The following is a 17442-nucleotide window of genomic DNA, read 5'->3' as shown; positions in this document are numbered from 1 at the left end:
GTATTGAGCGACACCGCCATTCAGGCTCCAAAGACGCCTGACGAACACCTGATCTGCGCCGCCTCCGATATTTTCGATGGCGGCGCTTTTGATGCGCTTCTGGACACCAAGCCAGAGCGCGCCGCCATTGTTTCCCATCTGAAAGAGGCGCAGAAAGCGGGTCGCGCAGCGATAGCATCAGCCTTTCGGGCGGATCCATTTGCGTCGCGTCCCACGACGCAGGCCTATGCCTTCCTGACCGATTGCCTGGTTCACGCGGCTCTGCGCACGGCGCAAACGCTGATGCATCCAAACCCGAACCCCACCAATGGCGAGCGGCTTGCACTACTAGCTGTAGGTGGTTACGGACGGGGCGAAATGGCCCCGTTCTCGGACGTGGATCTGCTGTTTCTTACGCCCTACAAAATCACCCCCTGGGCCGAAAGCGTGATCGAAACCACGCTGTATATCCTGTGGGATCTCAAGCTGAAGGTTGGGCATTCCAGCCGCACTGTGCGGGATTGCCTGCGGCTTGGGGGCGAGGATTTCACCATCCGCACCGCCATGCTGGAACACCGCTTCCTCTTTGGCGATACCGCGCTGGCTAAGGAGCTGGATACCAAGCTGCGGACCGATCTGTTCAACGGAACCGAGCGCGACTTTATCGAGGCCAAGCTGGCCGAACGAGACGCACGGCACGTGCGGCAAGGACAACGCTACGTCGTCGAACCGAACGTGAAAGAGGGCAAGGGCGGGTTGCGCGACCTGCAATCGCTGTTCTGGATCGGCAAGTACATCCACAAGGTGCAGGATGCGGCCGACCTTGTGCCGCTGGGCCTGTTCACGGATGACGAGTTCGACGCCTTTGTTGCGGCCGAGGATTTCCTGTGGGCTACCCGCTGCCACATGCACCTGATCTCGGGCCGGGCCACGGAACAGTTGACCTTTGACCTGCAAGTCGCCGTAGCCGACGACATGCGCTACGAAGACAAGGATGGGCGGCGTGCCGTGGAGTGGTTCATGCAGGATTACTTCCTGCATGCAACCGAGGTGGGCGACCTTACGCGCATCTTCCTGACCAAGCTCGAGGCCACGCATATCAAGGCAGAACCGCTGCTGGAGCGGTTGTTCAAACGCAAGCCGCGCATCAAACACGGCTATCAGGTGATCCACAATCGGATCGCGATCGCCGATGACAACGCATTTCTCGAAGACAAGCTGAACCTCCTGCGCATATTCGAGGAAGCGCTGCGCACGGGCATGCTGATCCACCCGGACGCTATGCGCCTCATCAAGTCGCACCTGAACCTGATCGACGATGACATGCGTACGACGCCAGAAGCTCAGCGCATTTTCCTCGATCTGCTGCTGAAACACGGCAACCCCGAACGCGCCCTGCGACGGATGAACGAGCTGGGGGTTCTATCGGCCTTCATCCCCGAATTTGAACCCATCGTCGCGATGATGCAGTTCAACATGTACCACTCCTACACGGTGGATGAACACATCATCCAATGCATCGCGCAGCTTGCCATGATAGAGCGCGACGAATTGGAAGAGGACCTGCCGGTCGCTTCTTCGATCCTGAAGGAAGGCGTGAACCGCAAGGTGCTCTATGTGGCGCTTCTGCTGCATGACATCGGCAAGGGACGGTCAGAAGATCACTCGATCCTCGGCGCGCACATGGTCCGCAAGATCGCGCCCCGACTTGGCCTGAAACAGGACGACATAGATACGGTTGAATGGCTGGTGCGCTATCACCTGCTGATGTCCGACATGGCCCAGAAGCGCGACATCGCCGATCCACGGACCGTGCGCGACTTTGCCAAGGCGGTGCAGACTGTCAAACGGCTGGACCTGCTTTGTGTGCTGACGGTCTGCGACATCCGTGGCGTTGGCCCCACCACGTGGAACAACTGGAAGGCCGTACTGATCCGCGCACTCTATCGCCAGACGCGCCGTGCGCTTGAAGACGGAATGGAGGCCTTGACCCGCGAAGGCCGTGGGACAGAAGCAAAGAAAACCCTCCGGGCCGAGTTGGCCGACTGGCCGCGCAAGGACCTGCAAACCGAAACCGCGCGACACTACGATCCTTATTGGCAGGGCCTGCATGTCACGGCCCATGTCGTCTTTGCCAATCTTCTGCGCGACATCGGCGAGAACGAAATCGCCATGGACCTGCACCCGGACGAAGACCGGGATGCCACCCGCGCCTGCTTTGTTATGCCTGATCACCCCGGCATCTTTGCGCGTCTTACTGGCGCACTGGCGCTGGTTGGGGCAAACGTGGTCGACGCGCGCAGCTACACCACTTCGGACGGGTATGTGACCGACGCGTTCTGGATACAGGATGCCGATGGCAACCCTTACGAGGCCAGCCGCCTGCCCCGCCTGCGCAAGATGATCGAACGGACGCTTGCGGGCGAGGTGATCACCCGCGAGGCGATCAAGGATCGCGACAAGGTCAAGAAGCGCGAAAAGGCGTTCAGGGTGCCCACGCACATCACCTTCGACAATGACGGGTCCGACATCTACACGATTATCGAGGTCGACACCCGCGACCGTCCCGGCCTTCTGCACGACCTGACGCGTACGCTGGCGGCGTCGAATGTCTACATCGCAAACGCAGTCATCGCGACCTATGGCGAACAGGTGGTCGATACCTTCTATGTCAAGGACATGTTCGGGCTGAAGTACTACTCCGAGGCCAAACAACGTACGCTTGAGAAAAAGCTGCGGGCAGCCATCGCCGAAGGTGCGGAACGGGCGGCACAGTAACCACCCTCGCGTGGTCAGGTGATGACATCGGGGCCATCACGGCCCGTTCGTGCCTTGATCTCGGCCAGTGTGTCAGCAGCGGCAATGATCCCGGCCAGCGCATCTTGCGGGTCCTGATCCAGCGCATCCGGGGCAGTCTCCAACTGCTCCAGATAGACACGCAGCGTGGCCCCGTCAGTACCGGTGCCGGACAGGCGGAACACTGCACGTCCGCCTCCTTCGAAATAGATGCGTATGCCCTGACCGGTCGATGTGGACCCGTCCACCGGGTCGTCATAGGCAAACTCATCGGCACCCGACACCGTGAGCACGCCAACTTTTTGCCCCGGCAGTTCGCCCAGACGTTCGCGCAGATCGGCGATCAGATCATTGGCCACCGGGCTGTCGACGGCCTCGTAGTCATGGCGCGAATAGTAGTTGCGCCCATAGGTCGTCCAATGCGCTTCCATCAACTCCGACACGGATTTGCCCGTCACGGCAAGGATGTTCAGCCACAACAGAACCGCCCACAACCCATCCTTCTCCCGCACATGGTTTGACCCGGTGCCTGCGCTTTCTTCACCGCACAGCGTCACCTTGTCCGCATCGAGAAGGTTGCCAAAGAACTTCCAGCCGGTGGGCGTTTCGAAATGGGCCATGCCTTTAGCCTCAGCGACGCGATCTGCAGCGGCAGAGGTGGGCATGGATCGGGCCACACCAGCCAGACCAGCGGCATAGCCGGGTGCCAGATCGGCCTTGTCGGCCAGCAAGGCAAGGCTGTCCGATGGGCTCACATAGCACCGCCGCCCGACGATCATGTTACGATCACCGTCGCCGTCCGACGCCGCCCCGAAATCAGGCGCATCCTTGGCACACATCACATCCATTAGCACCTTGGCCCAGACCGGGTTCGGGTCTGGGTGACCGCCCCCGAAATCAGGGCTCGGCGTGCCGTTCATCACTGTGCCCGCAGGCGCGCCCAGGCGCCTCTCCAGTATCTCATGCGCATAAGGTCCGGTGACCGCGTGCATGGCGTCAAAACACATGCGAAAACCGCCACGGAAAAGGCCTGCAATGGCATCAAAGTCAAACAACGTCCCCATCAACTCGGCATAGTCTGCGACCGGGTCGACAATCTCGATCTGCATGTCACCCAACTGGCTGTCGCCCTGCGTATCCAGGTCGATATCACCACCTTCCAGAATGTGATAGGCGTCAATCTCCATCGTCCGGGCAAAGATTTTTTCGGTCACGCCCTCGGTCGCAGGCCCGCCATTGGGACCGTTGTACTTCAAGCCAAAGTCCGCATCCGGCCCGCCCGGGTTGTGACTGGCGGACAGGATCAGCCCGCCATCGGCCTTGCGCTTGCGGATCAGGTGCGAAGCCGCAGGCGTGGACAACAACCCACCTTGCCCGACGATGCACTTGGCAGCGCCATTAGCCGCCGCCATGCGCAGGATGGTCCCGATAGCCACGTCGTTGAAATACCGACCATCGCCACCCACCACGAGGGTCTTACTGGAAATCCCACCGATGCCGTCGAAAATGGCCTGCGTGTAGTTCTCAAGATAGCCAGGCTGCATGAACACCGCTGTCTTCTTGCGCAGGCCACTGGTGCCAGGTTTCTGGCCGTCGATTGGCGTGGTCTGAATTGTCTGAACACTCATGCTTCAATCTTTCTTTTCTGAAATGCTGACGCGCCCACGGGTCTGCCGCCAATAGGGCAGAGCTCAAGCGCAACGACACTGTTCGGCGCAATGGTCACGGCACCGGCGCGCACAGCCCCGCCCACTTGACCGGAGGTGTCGATGACCCGCTGCCAGCGGTGGCCCGGCAAGGCCTCGGGCAATGTTGCCCGGGTTTTGCCGCCTGCATTGAACAGGATGTAAATGGCGCCAAGGCGCGGTTCATAGGCGGGGGTGCCACGCGCCATCCGCATCTCGACCCCAAGAAATTTCAGCTCGGGCCGCTGCCAATCCTCTTCTGCCATCGCGGTGCCATCGGCCTTGCGCCAGAACACGTCCGGCTTTCCATCCACCGCTCGTTTGCCTGCATGCAGGAACCGCTTCTGGCGCAGGATGGGGCTGGATTTGCGGAAGGCAATGATCTGGCGACAGAAGGCCAGGAAATCCGGGTCAGCCTCGTCCCAGTTGACCCATCCAATCTCGTTGTCCTGACAATAGGCGTTGTTGTTGCCACCTTGTGAGTTGCCCAACTCGTCGCCCGCGAGAATCATCGGTGTACCCTGGCTCAGCATCAGGGTCGCCAGCATATTGCGCCGCCGCTGGGCACGCAGGGCCAGAATAGCCGGGTCCTCTGTCGGCCCCTCCACCCCGCAATTGTCGGAACAGTTATGATCATGCCCGTCGCGGTTGCCTTCACCATTCGCCGCATTGTGCTTTTCATTGTAGCTGACCGTATCCATCAGCGTGAAACCGTCATGGGCGGTGACAAAGTTGATCGACGACGTGGCGGGCCGTCCGTCGTGGTCGAAACGCAAGGCCGATCCGGTCACATGCCCCGCAAGCTTGCGGGTGATGCAGGCATCGCCGCGCCAGAATTTGCGCACACTGTCCCGATACTTGTCATTCCACTCGGCAAAGGGCGACGGGAAGGCGCCCAACTGATACCCACCCGGTCCCACGTCCCACGGCTCGGCAATCATCTTGACCTTGTTCAGCACCGGGTCCTGCCGGATGGCGCGGCAGAAGGGGCCGTCGCGGTCAAACCCACCAGACGTGCGGGCAAGGGTCGAAGCGAGGTCAAACCGGAACCCGTCCACATGCATCACCTCAACCCAATACCGCAGGGAATCCATCACCATGCGCAGGACAAAGGGGTGATCCAGATCCAGCGTGTTACCGCAGCCTGTGTCGTTCACATAGTACCGCGGATCGTCGGTCAGCCGGTAATAGCTCGCGTTGTCAAACCCGCGGAAACTCAAGGTAGGTCCGTGCTGATCTCCTTCGGCGGTGTGGTTATAAACCACATCCATGATCACCTCGATCCCGGCAGCGTGGAACCGCGCCACCATCTGCTGGAACTCGGATATGTCGTGGTTGCTCAGATATTTCGGCTCGGGCGCAAAGAACCCGTAAGTCATGTAGCCCCAGTAGTTGCTCAGCACCTTGTCCACCAGAAACCGGTCGTCCACAGCGGCCTGCGCTGGCATCAACTCGATCGCCGTCACCCCCAGATCGGTCAGGTGCTCCAGCATCTGGTCTGACGCCATCCCAAGGAACCGTCCTGCATGGGGCACGTCCCTGCGCCGCGCCGTCAGCCCTTTGACGTGGGCCTCGTAAATGACCGTGTCGGACCATGGTGTGTCAAGACGCAGTCGCTCGCTGCGCCCCCATGTAAACGCCGGATCGACCACGACAGATCGTGGCATGTAGGGCGCGCTGTCTCGTTTATCGAAACTCAGGTCCTTGTCCGCATGGCCAATCTCGTAACCATAAAGCGCGTCATGCCACTGTACGTGCCCTGCTAACCGCTTGGCATAAGGGTCCATCAGCAGCTTGTAGGGATTGAAGCGGTGCCCTTCCTCAGGCGCATAAGGGCCATGGACGCGGTAGCCATATTGCTGCCCCGGACGCAGCCCGGCGATGTAGCCATGCCAGATATGCCCCTCGCGCTCGGCCAGATCGACAAGGTACACCTCGCGCCCCTGATCGTCGCACAGACACAGCACCACACGGGTCGCGTGTTGGGAAAACACAGCAAAGTTCACGCCTTCACCGTCGAAGGTGGCCCCCAGAGGGTGCGGGCGGCCCGCGCTCAGTTGGAATGGTGTCATCCAGCAGCCTTTACCAGGTCGTCATACAGCGCAGCATAAGCCGCAGCCGATGGCGCCCACCCCACGGGCTGCGCCATCGCGTTTCGCTGCATCTTTGACCACAGCTTGGGCGCAGCGAAAAGGTCACAAAGCTGCATCAGCGCGTTTGAGAGGGCGTCCGCCGTCACCGGATGGAACTGCAGCCCGGTCGCGACTTGCTTTGCCATGGTCGCGGGGGTAGCCGGGATGACCGTGTCCGCCAGCCCGCCCGTCAACGCCACAACCGGCAAGGTGCCGTACTGCAGACCGTAAAGCTGGGTCAGCCCGCACGGCTCGAACCGTGACGGCACAAGGATCGCATCACCCCCCGCCATCATTCGGTGGGACAGCGCCTCGTCATACCCGATGCGAGCTGCAACATGGGGGTGATCATATTCGGCAAATGCCTTTTCCAGCGTCGGATCACCTGACCCGAGCAACGCCAACTGCCCGCCCCTGTCGAGCAGCGCTGGCAGGGCATCCAGAAGCAGGTCCAGCCCCTTCTGCTCGGTCAGCCGGGACACGACCACACACAGCGGACCATCCGTCTCCGGCAACTCGAACTCCGCGCGCAAGGCTTTCTTGTTGGCCGCCTTTCCGCGCGGGGTCTTGTAGGTCTGAATGTGGCTGTCGACCTCGGGCGACCACACATCCAGATCAATACCGTTGAGAATGCCAGACAGATCGGCCTTGCGCGTCTGCAACACGCCATCGAGCCCCATGCCAAAGTCTGACGTCATCAATTCCCGGGCGTAGGTTGGCGACACGGTCGTCAACCGATCAGCCCAGACCAGACCAGCTTTCAATGCCGAAATCTGCCCCCAATATTCCACGCCTTCGCGGGTCAGGTCGCGCTTGGCAATACCCAGCACCTTGGCCCGCGCCATTGGCACCAACCCCTGAAAGGCAATGTTGTGAATGGTCAGCACGCTCGGCACAGGAAAGCCGCTGCGCTTCAGATAGTAGGGCACCAACCCCGCCTGCCAATCATGGCAGTGCACCAGATCGGGCCGCCAATCACCCAACACTCCACCCGCAACATCCGCCGCAACTCGGCACAATGCGGCATAGCGTTCCGGGTTGTCCGGCCAATCGACGCCATCGTCATTCAGATAGATACCCGCCCCGCGATCAAACAAATGCGGCGCATCCAGAACAAACAAGTCCAGCCCCGCCGCCTGACCTGAAAGCAGCCGTGCCGCGCCGCCAAAGAGATCAGAAATCTCCGCAACGGTATCTGCGCCACCCAGCGCATCCATCACCGCTGGATAGCCGGGCAACAACGTCCGCATCTCAATGCCCAGAGGCGCCACGGCGCCGGGCAAAGCGCCAGCCACATCCGCAAGGCCGCCGGTCTTGACCAGCGGCGCACATTCGGACGCAACGGACAGAACCTTTGTCATTGCGCGGCCTTCCATGCCTCCACCATCTCCTTGGTGATCAGGGTCGTGCCCTTCTCCGACACACGGAAGAACTTGGCATCCTCCACCGGGTCCTCCCCTACAACCAGACCGGTCGGTATCTCCACCCCCCGATCAATCACACATTTCCGCAACCTCGCGGACCGGTTGATAACCACATTGGGCAGCACAACGGAATGATCCAGCACGGCATATGAATTGGTGTGCACCTGCGTGAACAGCAGCGAATTGCGCACCTCAGTGCCCGAGATGATGCACCCGCCCGACACCATGGACGAAATCGCCACGCCGCGCCGGTCCTTCTCATCATGGATGAACTTGGCCGGCGGCACGCTTTCGGAATAGGTCCAGATGGGCCAGTTCTGATCCCACAAATCCAGCTCGGGCGTGAAATCGGTGAGGTCGATATTGGCCTCCCAGAACGCATCCAGCGTCCCTACATCCCGCCAGTAACTCGGCGCACCTGTTGCCCGGACACAGCTGTCATCGAACCGGTGCGCCACGGCCTTGCCGCCCTTCACAATCTCGGGGATCAGGTCATTGCCGAAATCGTGACTGGAATTCGGGTCCGCCGCATCAGCGATCAGCAACTCGCGCAGGTACTTCCAATTGAACACGTAAATGCCCATCGACGCCAACGCCTTGGTCGGGTCCTCGGGCGTGCTGGGTGGATCGGCGGGCTTTTCCAGAAATGACGTGATCTGGCTATGTTCATCCACCGCCATGACGCCAAAGGCAGACGCGTCAGCGCGCGGCACGGTCAGGCAGCCCACGGTCACATCGGCCCCCTGCTCCACATGCTGGCGCAACATGATCTCGTAATCCATCTTGTAGATGTGGTCACCCGCCAGGATCACGATGTATTCGACACCGTAACTGTCAACGATATCAATGTTTTGCGTTACCGCATCGGCTGTCCCGCGGTACCACATCTCCTCGGACACGCGCTGCGAGGCAGGCAGGATATCCAGAAACTCGTTCCGCTCGGCGCGAAAGAAGTTCCAGCCACGCTGGCAATGGCGGATCAGGGAATGGGCCTTGTATTGCGTGGCGACGGCCATGCGGCGGATGCCGGAATTGACCGCGTTGGACAGGGCAAAATCGACGATCCGGGTCTTGCCGCCGAAATAAACAGCAGGCTTCACACGCCGGTCCGTCAGCTCTTTCAGGCGCGACCCACGCCCCCCCGCCAGCACGAATGCCATCGACCTCTGAGACAAGCGTGTCATGTCCGCCATATCTGTTCCTCCCTATGTTTTGTGTCGGAAAATCACGGTCGCCAAAGGCGGCACAGTGATGTCCACAAATTGCGGTAACCCGTCCCACTCGCCAATCTGGCTCTGGACCGCGCCCTCGTTGCCCCGGTTCCCACCGCCATAAGCGGCCGCATCGCTGTTCAGAACCTCCTCCCAGGTTCCGGACGCAGGCACACCGATGCGCCACTGACGCTCCACCGGAGTGAAATTGCACACGACCACAACAGGCGCATCGCCGTCCTCGCCCCGCCGCACAAAAGCCGTCAGGGACTGGTCGGGATCATTGGCGATCCAATAAAAACCCGACGGGTCGCAATCCCGTCGATGCAGCGCAGGCGTGTCGCGATACAAATGGTTGAGATCGCGCACCAGCGCTTGCAGGCCCTTTTGCCGTTCCCCATGCAGCGAATCCCAATCCAGGCTCACATCATGGTTCCATTCGGCCCACTGGCCAAACTCGCAGCCCATGAACAGCAGCTTCTTACCCGGATGTCCCCACATGAAGCCGTAATAGGCCCGCAGGTTGGCAAACTTCTCCCACTCGTTGCCCGGCATCTTGCCGATCATCGACCCCTTGCCATGCACCACCTCGTCATGGCTGATCGGCAGGACAAAGTTTTCCGAGAATGAATAATCAATCGGGGCCGTCATCAGATGATGATCGTATTTCCGATGCACCGGGTCCTTTTCGATGTACCGCAGGGTGTCGTTCATCCACCCCATGTTCCACTTGTAGCCAAAGCCAAGGCCGCCCGCGTCGACGGGCGTCGACACACCCGGAAAGGCGGTACTTTCCTCGGCCACGGTCATGATCCCATCGACCTCGCCATAGCAGACGGTGTTCATCTCCTTGAGGAAATCGATGGCCTCGTAATTCTCGCGCCCACCATCCTTGTTGGGCACCCACTCCCCATCCGCACGCGAGTAATCGCGGTACAGCATCGAGGCAACAGCATCCACGCGCAGCCCGTCGATGTGGTATTCCTTGAACCAATAGAGCGCATTGGCGGTCAAGTGATTCTTCACCTCGTTCCGGCCATAGTTATAGATCAGCGTGTTCCAGTCCTGGTGGAACCCCTCACGCGGATCGGCGTGCTCATAGAGATGCGTGCCGTCAAACTGTGCCAACCCATGGGCATCAGACGGGAAGTGCCCGGGCACCCAGTCCAGGATCACACCCAGCCCCGCCTTGTGCGCCGCCTCTACCAGATCGCGGAACTCGTGCGGCGGGCCAAAGCGGATTGTCGGGGCATAGAGGCCCAAGGGCTGATAGCCCCAAGACCCATCAAACGGAAACTCGCTGATCGGCAGAAACTCCAGATGGGTGAAGCCCATCCACACGGCATAGTCCACAAGCTCGGTCGCCAGTTCCTTGTAGCTGAGCCTGCGTCCGTCGGCAGTGTGCCGCCACGACCCGAGATGCACCTCGTAGACGGAAATCGGCTTGTCGCGCTGCTGGGCTACACCACGCCCCGCCATCCAGTGGGCATCATCCCAGCCATAGCCGGAAATGTCCCGCACGACAGAGGATGTCTCGGGCGGATGCTGCGCCCCAAAACCCACCGGGTCAGCCTTGAGAAACGGCGCGCCCTCCTGCGGCGCGATCTCATATTTATAGAGATCACCGTCACAAATGCCCGGCAGGAAAATCTCCCACACACCGGTCTCTCCCACACGGCGCATCGGATGTCGGCGGCCATCCCAAATATTGAAGTCCCCCACAACCGACACACGCGCAGCGTTGGGCGCCCAGACAGCAAAATGCGTGCCCGTGACGCCATCCACCTCAGTCACGTGTGCGCCCAGCGCATGCCACAACTGGCGATGCGTGCCCTCACCCATGAGGTGCTGATCCATCTCCGTCAGGACAGGGCCAAAACGATACGGGTCCTCGAACGCCCATTCCGACCCGTCGGTAAATGTCGCCGTCAAGCGATGCGCGGATTTGAAGTTCGGCACCTGTGCCGCAAACAGCGGCCCCTCAACACGTTCCAGCGGAACCTTCTTGCGCCCCACGGTCGCCACAACGGCGGTCGCGTCCGGCACCAGGGCGACGCACCACGCCGCGCGTCCGGTCTTGTGAAAACCAAGCACGTCAAAGGGCCGGTCATGGCGCGCACCAAGCAGCGCATCGACATCCCCTTGGGTCATATGGGGCGGCAAACTGGTCGTGTCCGCCCCACCCATCAAGCGATACGCCCGATCAGAAAACCGCTGCCACCCAGGGTCACGCGTGCACCGTCCACCTCGGCGGATTGGTCCAGAATGGACGTCACCGCATGGGGCGCATCCACAGTGACCGGATCGGGCGACAGGTTATACAGGCACATCATGTTCTCCCCTCGCGTGAACCCTAGCACGGGTTCCGGCAGATCAAGAAACGCCGTCTTGCCCTCCCGCAAATCCTCGGACCCACGGCGCAGCGCCAGCATCTCACGGTAAAACGCCAGCACGCTGTTCTCTCCCTGCGTTGACACAGCGCGCGCCGCCTGCGGCTCCTTCACCGGCAACCACGTGCGGTTGGCTTGGCTAAAGCCCCCATTGGCGGCACCAGCCTCCCACACCATCGGCGTCCGGCACCCATCGCGCCCCGTTTTCTCGGGCCAAAAGTTGATGCCTTCAGGGTCAGTCAACTCATCAAAGCTGAGAACAGTATCCACTTGCCCCAGCTCTTCCCCTTGGTAGATGCAGATCGACCCTTCAAAGCTCAGCAGCAACGCGGCGGCCTGCTTGGCCAACGCATCCTGATCCACCCCATGCTCCAGCCAGCGGCCCACATGGCGCGGCACGTCATGGTTGGAAAACGCCCAGCACGGCCACCCCTCGGGGGCATCGCGAAAGAACGCCTCGATCCGCTCGCGGAAATGCTTGGGCGAAAAATCCGGCCCCAGCATTTCAAAGCTGTAGGCCATGTGCAGACGATGGCCCGAGGTGTACTGCCCCATGATATCTATCGAATGGTGGCTGTCGCCGACTTCGCCCACCATGGTGCGGGCGTCATATTCATCCAGCAGCGCGCGCAGACGTTTCAGGAACCCGAGGTTCTCGGGCCGGTTCTTGGAAAACAGCGTGTACTGCATCTCGAACGGGCGAACGGCGTCCTGGGCCCAATCGGACGGGTTGGCCGCGTTGTCGCGCAAAAGATGATCGTGGAAATAGAAGTTGACGGTATCAAGACGGAACCCATCCACACCCCGCTCCAACCAGAAGCGTACGCAGTCCAGCAGGTAATCCTGCACCTCCGGATTGTGGAAATTCCAGTCCGGCTGCTCTTTCAGGAAGTTGTGCATGTAGTATTGGCGGCGACGCGCATCCCAGGTCCAGGCCGGGCCACCAAAGATCGACAGCCAATTGTTCGGCGGCGTGCCATCGGGGTTGGGATCAGCCCAGATAAACCAATCGGCCTTGGGGTTGTCCCGGCTCTGACGGCTCTCGGTGAACAACGCATGCTGGTCCGACGCGTGGCTCAGCACCTGGTCAATTATGACCTTCAGGCCCAGCGCATGGGCCTTCTCGACCATGGCATCAAACTCGGCCAATGTGCCAAAGGTCGGGTCGATGTCCAGATAGTCCGATACATCATATCCCATATCCGCCATGGGCGACGGAAACACCGGACTCAACCAGATCGCATCGACACCCAGCGACGCCACATGGTCCAACCGGTCCATGATGCCTTTGATGTCCCCAATCCCATCTCCGTCCGCATCCATGAAGGACCGGGGGTAGATCTGATAGGTCACCGACCCGCGCCACCAGTCTTGTCCGTCTGCCATTGCTTCTGCCTTTGATTAGAGATGCTGCATTGGCATTCAAAGCGCTTTGACAAGCGGCGGCAAGGCAAAAATCATCAGTTTCGCAACTGACCGGGTGGATGCCATGTACATGCAATCGAATGATCGCCTCGCGAATAACCGCGACTTGTGCATCAGCGACCCTGGTTATCAGCCATGACCGTTTTTGAACGGCATCACGATTCATCCTTTTCGGCACGTAAGCCATTCACCGGCTTTGTGACGAAGAAAGGTACAAACCTTGGCGATCCCGCCCGAAAACACGCCAAGTCAACCCATCGCTTTTCGAATGTGCCCGGCCCAATTGGTTTGCCTAAGCGGCGAGACCCAATTTTTCTAGCACCCAGTCGTTCGGAACCACATCGATTGCAAGATTGACGCGCTCGGCCGTGCCGTGGTGCAAAACCTTGTGCGGGTCGTTCAGCTTCATGTACCAGCATTCTCCCGGCTGCATCGGGACCGGCTCGCCATTCAGCAGGAAATCCACGTCATCCGTGGGTGTGATCGGGATCGTCAGCCTGACAACGCTGTCCGGAACGTCCAGGCCAAGGGTGGGGTCAGTGTGTTCTTTGACCTCGGCCCCGCCTTCAAGTCGCAGCAAGCGCGTCAAGGTAACTACGGTGTGTTCGCGAAACCCATCAATAATCGACTTGATGTATGGAATATCGCTGAGATCACCATTGTCCTTTGAAGGGGATCGCGATGCACCAGTATGCGCGTTCATATCCTGTGGCACGGTCAGCATGACGACTGAATAATACAAGAATGGCTTGGCAAGGTCCGTGGAAAGCTCGTCCAACATGCGTTGCGCGTCGAAGTGCAAAGGTAGTTTTATGCGGTCAGATGCCTGCGTCATTGATGCCCCCCAAGACTGGAGAAAGGCTATCGGCGGCGGGGGTGGGGCGTCAAGCAATCGTGCAGGCGTCGGACGAACAGGGCCGGCCAACCCGGCAGGCATTTTCTCGCGTTTTGGAATCCCTTTGTAAGGATGCAGAAGAGCTGTTTCCGCTGACGTTTGACAACCAGACGCCTTAACCCCGGGCATTGCGCCCGCGCGCGCCACCCGCTACCCCCTTTGCAATGAAACCGATCCGCCTCATCAGCGGCTTTCTGACCGTCGGGGTCTGGACGCTGCTTAGCCGCATCTTGGGCTTCGTGCGCGAGATCATGATCCTGTCGCTGATCGGTCCCGGCCCGCTGATGGATGCCTTTGTCGCGGCCTTTCGCCTGCCCAACATGTTCCGCCGTTTCTTTGCCGAAGGGGCGTTTAACGCGGCCTTTGTTCCGATGTTCTCCAGCAAGCTCGAAGGGGACGAGGACGCCGCAAAATTCGGCCGTGATGCCCTGAACGGGCTGGCGCTGGTTACATTGATGCTGACTGCGCTTGCCATGATCTTCATGCCCGGCCTTGTCTGGGCCACGGCGGGCGGGTTCGGGGAAGAACGCTTTGATCTTGCGGTCGGCTTTGGCCGCATCGTCTTTCCCTACATCTTTTTCATGTCGCTTTCGGCCCTGTTTTCAGGCGTACTCAACGCCACGGGTCGCTTTGCGGCTGCCGCTGCCGCTCCCGTCCTGCTGAATGTGATGGTGATCGCTGCCATGACATTGGCGTGGGCCACAGGCGGCACGGCGATCACTTGGCTGATCTGGACCATCCCACTGGCGGGCGTAGCGCAATTGGCGCTGACATGGGGCGCGGCCGCGCAGGCAGGGTTCGCCCTGCGTCTTGGGCGCCCCCGATGGACGCCGGACATGAGCCTGATGGTGCGCACGGCGATACCAGCCGCACTGGCCACTGGCGTGATGCAGGTGAACCTAGTTGTCGGCCAGCTTGTTGCCTCGACCTATGACAATGCGGTCAGCTGGCTGTTTGCGGCCGACCGGCTGTATCAGCTGCCGCTTGGGGTTGTGGGCATAGCCGTGGGCATCGTGCTGCTGCCGGACCTGTCCCGCAGGCTCAGGGCCAATGACACCGATGGCGCACGCACCGCCTATTCCCGTGCCGCGGAGTTCTCAATGGCGCTTACGTTGCCCAGTGCCGTGGCGCTTATGGTGATCCCCTTGCCCTTGGTGTCGGTCTTGTTTCAACGAGGCGCCACAGGGGCGGATGATGCCGCAGCTATTGCAGTTGCCGTTGCCATCTACGGTGCGGGCCTGCCCGCCTTCGTGCTGCAAAAAGTGCTTCAGCCGCAATATTTCGCCCGCGGGGACACCAAGCGACCCTTCCACTACGCACTCTTGGCGATGGTGATCAATGCTGCGATCGCCGTCGGCCTGTCGCCTGCAATCGGCTGGATCGCCCCGGCCATTGCCACGACGGTGGCGGGTTGGGCCATGCTGGGTCTGCTCTATCTGGGGCTACGGGGGATGGGAGACGTGGTGCAGGTTGACGCCCGATACCGCCAGCGCCTGCCGCGCATCGTTATTGCATCGCTTGCAATGGGGATCGTTCTGGGGGTTTTCGCAAGCCTGTTGAAACCAGCCCTTGGCACGGACGGGGTGCGCTACGTCGCGCTTGTGGTGTTGATCATTCTCGGGGCGGTCAGCTATTTCGGCATCGCCCATGTCATCGGCGCGATGAAGTTGTCGGACATCCGCGGCGCCGTGCGGCGTGGCTAGCGGCGGCGTAGGGTTGTCAGCACCCGCGCCCAGCCACCCGGCATGACAAAAGCCGTCAGGGCAAAGCCTGCACAAAACCCAGATAGCTCCGCCACCCAAGCATAGCCGACCTGAAAGAACATCCCGAACAGCAACTGCAGCCCCATCAGCACCCCGATCAGCGTAAAGGCGCGTGCCTGCGGCCCGCCGGTCGCCGCCAGCTTTTGCCACAGCAAGAAGGTGAAGACGCCAATCAGGCCATAGACGGAAGGGTAGGCGCCGATCAGCCACGCCTGATCGGTGATCAGGCCAAAGACCAGCGCACCAAAGACACCGCAAAGCACAAACAGCAGGATCACCGCCCAGCCGCCCATCACTTCGCCCACCATCTTGCCCATGGCCAGCAGGATGACCCCGGCAAACAGGGTCGACGTGAACGTGCCATGCACAAAGGGATAGGTCAGAAAGCGCAGCATGTGTTCGGGCAACAGGATGCCGTTGCCCAGCATGTAGTCGAAGGCCTCGCCGGAAAAACTGTAGTCGTTCAGGGCCTGTAGTCTCCACCCGACCGCCCCCGGGCCCCCGATCAGGTTCGCTTCGCCCAGCGAAAACGCCAGCTCGGGCAGGGCAATCGCCAGAAACAACAGCCAGACGGCTGGCGGCAACGGGTTCACGGGGCTTGGGTCATGATGCTCGGACATGGGGGCCTGCCTGCTTGAACTTTGTTTAAGCCATGGGTAAGCCAACGACGCAAATTTGCCCAGAGGTAAGCCGATGTCAGACAGCCAATTCACACCCCGCGTGTTCTCGGGCATGCAACCGTCGGGCGGCCTGACGCTGGGCAACTACCTTGGCGCGTTAAAACGCTACGTGGAGATGCAAGACGAAGGCACCTACCAGACGATCTATTGCATGGTGGATCTGCACGCGATCACCGTCTGGCAGGACCCCGCGGAACTGGCGGCCAAGACCCGCGAGCTGGCCGCAGCCTATATCGCGGCGGGCGTAGATCCCGAAAAGTCGATTCTCATCAACCAATCCCAGGTGCCTGAACACGCGCAGCTGGGCTGGGTCTTCAATTGCGTGGCCCGCATGGGCTGGATGCAACGCATGACGCAGTTCAAGGACAAGGCAGGCAAGAACGCGCAGAACGCGTCGCTTGGTCTGTTTGGCTACCCGGCCTTGATGGCGGCTGATATCCTGATCTACCACGCCACTCACGTACCCGTGGGCGACGACCAAAAGCAGCACCTTGAACTGACACGCGACATCGCCGCCAAGTTCAATCATGACTACGGCGTTGACTTCTTCCCCCTCACCGAACCGGTGATCAAAGGGGCGGCAACGCGTGTGATGAGCCTGCGCGACGGGTCCAAGAAAATGTCCAAGTCCGACCCTTCGGACGCCTCCCGCATCAACATGACGGACGACGCCGACACGATCGCCAAGAAAATCCGCAAGGCCAAGACCGACCCCGACGCTCTGCCCTCCGAATACAAAGGGCTGGATGACCGCCCAGAGGCGCGCAACCTCGTGAACATCTATGCGGCTTTGGCTGATATGAGTGTCGAGCAGGTGCTGGCCGATCACGGCGGCGCGCAATTCGGCGCCTTCAAACCGGCACTGGCAGAATTGGCAGTCGAGAAACTCAGCCCCATCGCGTCTGAAATGACTCGATTGATGGATGACGTGCCCGAGATCGACAGGCTGCTGGCCCGTGGCGCCGAACAAGCACGCGAGATCACGCAACCGATCCTCAAAAAGACGTACGAGATCGTGGGCATGGTTGGCAGCTAACGGGACATACTAGCTTCTCATAGAAT

The 17442-nt window shown here is 60.5% G+C and carries 11 protein-coding genes; 3 read left to right on the top strand and 8 right to left on the bottom strand.

Annotated features, from left to right (window positions below; all coding sequences use genetic code 11):
• Positions 1–3 precede the first annotated feature (3 nt).
• Positions 4–2757: a [protein-PII] uridylyltransferase gene (locus IE087_RS03640; protein ID WP_373296478.1), complete on the top strand. Its 2754-nt coding sequence runs from the start codon at positions 4–6 to the stop codon at positions 2755–2757.
• A gap of 14 nt (positions 2758–2771) precedes the next feature.
• Here IE087_RS03640 and IE087_RS03635 read toward each other — a convergent pair whose 3' ends face one another.
• The 7 genes from IE087_RS03635 to IE087_RS03605 form a co-directional block, all read right to left on the bottom strand.
• Entirely contained in the window at positions 2772–4403 is a 1632-nt protein-coding gene (locus IE087_RS03635) for an alpha-D-glucose phosphate-specific phosphoglucomutase (RefSeq protein ID WP_189367756.1), read from the bottom strand.
• A complete protein-coding gene (glgX, locus tag IE087_RS03630; protein ID WP_189367754.1) occupies positions 4400–6532 on the bottom strand; it encodes a glycogen debranching protein GlgX in 2133 nt (710 codons plus the stop codon). The genes IE087_RS03635 and glgX overlap by 4 nt, the downstream gene beginning before the upstream one ends.
• Positions 6529–7953, bottom strand: a complete 1425-nt coding sequence (glgA, locus tag IE087_RS03625; RefSeq protein WP_189367752.1) for a glycogen synthase GlgA — start codon at positions 7951–7953, stop codon at positions 6529–6531. The genes glgX and glgA overlap by 4 nt, the downstream gene beginning before the upstream one ends.
• Entirely contained in the window at positions 7950–9200 is a 1251-nt protein-coding gene (gene glgC / locus IE087_RS03620) for a glucose-1-phosphate adenylyltransferase (RefSeq protein ID WP_189368332.1), read from the bottom strand. The genes glgA and glgC overlap by 4 nt, the downstream gene beginning before the upstream one ends.
• Before the next feature lie 21 nt (positions 9201–9221).
• Positions 9222–11378 (bottom strand): 1,4-alpha-glucan branching protein GlgB, encoded by a 2157-nt coding sequence (gene glgB, locus IE087_RS03615; RefSeq protein WP_189367750.1) that lies wholly within the window; start codon positions 11376–11378, stop codon positions 9222–9224.
• A gap of 35 nt (positions 11379–11413) precedes the next feature.
• Positions 11414–13003, bottom strand: a complete 1590-nt coding sequence (locus IE087_RS03610) for an alpha-amylase family glycosyl hydrolase (protein ID WP_189367749.1) — start codon at positions 13001–13003, stop codon at positions 11414–11416.
• A 331-nt stretch (positions 13004–13334) separates the two neighbouring features.
• A complete protein-coding gene (locus IE087_RS03605) occupies positions 13335–13877 on the bottom strand; it encodes an aspartyl/asparaginyl beta-hydroxylase domain-containing protein (protein WP_189367747.1) in 543 nt (180 codons plus the stop codon).
• Between the two features lie 224 nt (positions 13878–14101).
• Between IE087_RS03605 and murJ the strand changes: the two genes are divergently transcribed.
• The gene (gene murJ, locus IE087_RS03600; RefSeq protein ID WP_189367745.1) at positions 14102–15640 is read left to right on the top strand and encodes a murein biosynthesis integral membrane protein MurJ; all 1539 of its coding nucleotides are present in this window, start codon (positions 14102–14104) and stop codon (positions 15638–15640) included.
• On the opposite strand, the gene IE087_RS03595 is transcribed toward murJ, so the two are convergent.
• Complete coding sequence (locus IE087_RS03595; RefSeq protein WP_189367743.1) at positions 15637–16320, bottom strand: rhomboid family intramembrane serine protease; 684 nt, start codon at positions 16318–16320, stop codon at positions 15637–15639. The two genes, murJ and IE087_RS03595, sit on opposite strands and share 4 nt — an antisense overlap.
• 73 nt (positions 16321–16393) lie before the next feature.
• On the opposite strand from IE087_RS03595, the gene trpS reads away from it, so the two are divergent.
• Complete coding sequence (gene trpS, locus IE087_RS03590; RefSeq protein WP_189367741.1) at positions 16394–17416, top strand: tryptophan--tRNA ligase; 1023 nt, start codon at positions 16394–16396, stop codon at positions 17414–17416.
• The last annotated feature ends 26 nt before the right edge of the window (positions 17417–17442 follow it).

It is taken from the genome of Tateyamaria omphalii, from assembly GCF_014651375.1.
GTDB lineage: Bacteria > Pseudomonadota > Alphaproteobacteria > Rhodobacterales > Rhodobacteraceae > Tateyamaria > Tateyamaria omphalii.
Note: the sequence above shows the minus strand (reverse complement) of the source record. Positions and strands in the feature narration are given on the sequence as shown.

What these genes read in the sequence shown, in the direction of transcription:
- IE087_RS03635 (WP_189367756.1), bottom strand. Translation starts at nt 4,403, where the DNA reads ATGAGTGTTCAGACAATTCAGACCACGCCAATCGACGGCCAGAAACCT.
- glgX (WP_189367754.1), bottom strand. Translation starts at nt 6,532, where the DNA reads ATGACACCATTCCAACTGAGCGCGGGCCGCCCGCACCCTCTGGGGGCC.
- glgA (WP_189367752.1), bottom strand. Translation starts at nt 7,953, where the DNA reads ATGACAAAGGTTCTGTCCGTTGCGTCCGAATGTGCGCCGCTGGTCAAG.
- glgC (WP_189368332.1), bottom strand. Translation starts at nt 9,200, where the DNA reads ATGACACGCTTGTCTCAGAGGTCGATGGCATTCGTGCTGGCGGGGGGG.
- glgB (WP_189367750.1), bottom strand. Translation starts at nt 11,378, where the DNA reads ATGACCCAAGGGGATGTCGATGCGCTGCTTGGTGCGCGCCATGACCGG.
- IE087_RS03610 (WP_189367749.1), bottom strand. Translation starts at nt 13,003, where the DNA reads ATGGCAGACGGACAAGACTGGTGGCGCGGGTCGGTGACCTATCAGATC.
- IE087_RS03605 (WP_189367747.1), bottom strand. Translation starts at nt 13,877, where the DNA reads ATGACGCAGGCATCTGACCGCATAAAACTACCTTTGCACTTCGACGCG.
- murJ (WP_189367745.1), top strand. Translation starts at nt 14,102, where the DNA reads ATGAAACCGATCCGCCTCATCAGCGGCTTTCTGACCGTCGGGGTCTGG.
- IE087_RS03595 (WP_189367743.1), bottom strand. Translation starts at nt 16,320, where the DNA reads ATGTCCGAGCATCATGACCCAAGCCCCGTGAACCCGTTGCCGCCAGCC.
- trpS (WP_189367741.1), top strand. Translation starts at nt 16,394, where the DNA reads ATGTCAGACAGCCAATTCACACCCCGCGTGTTCTCGGGCATGCAACCG.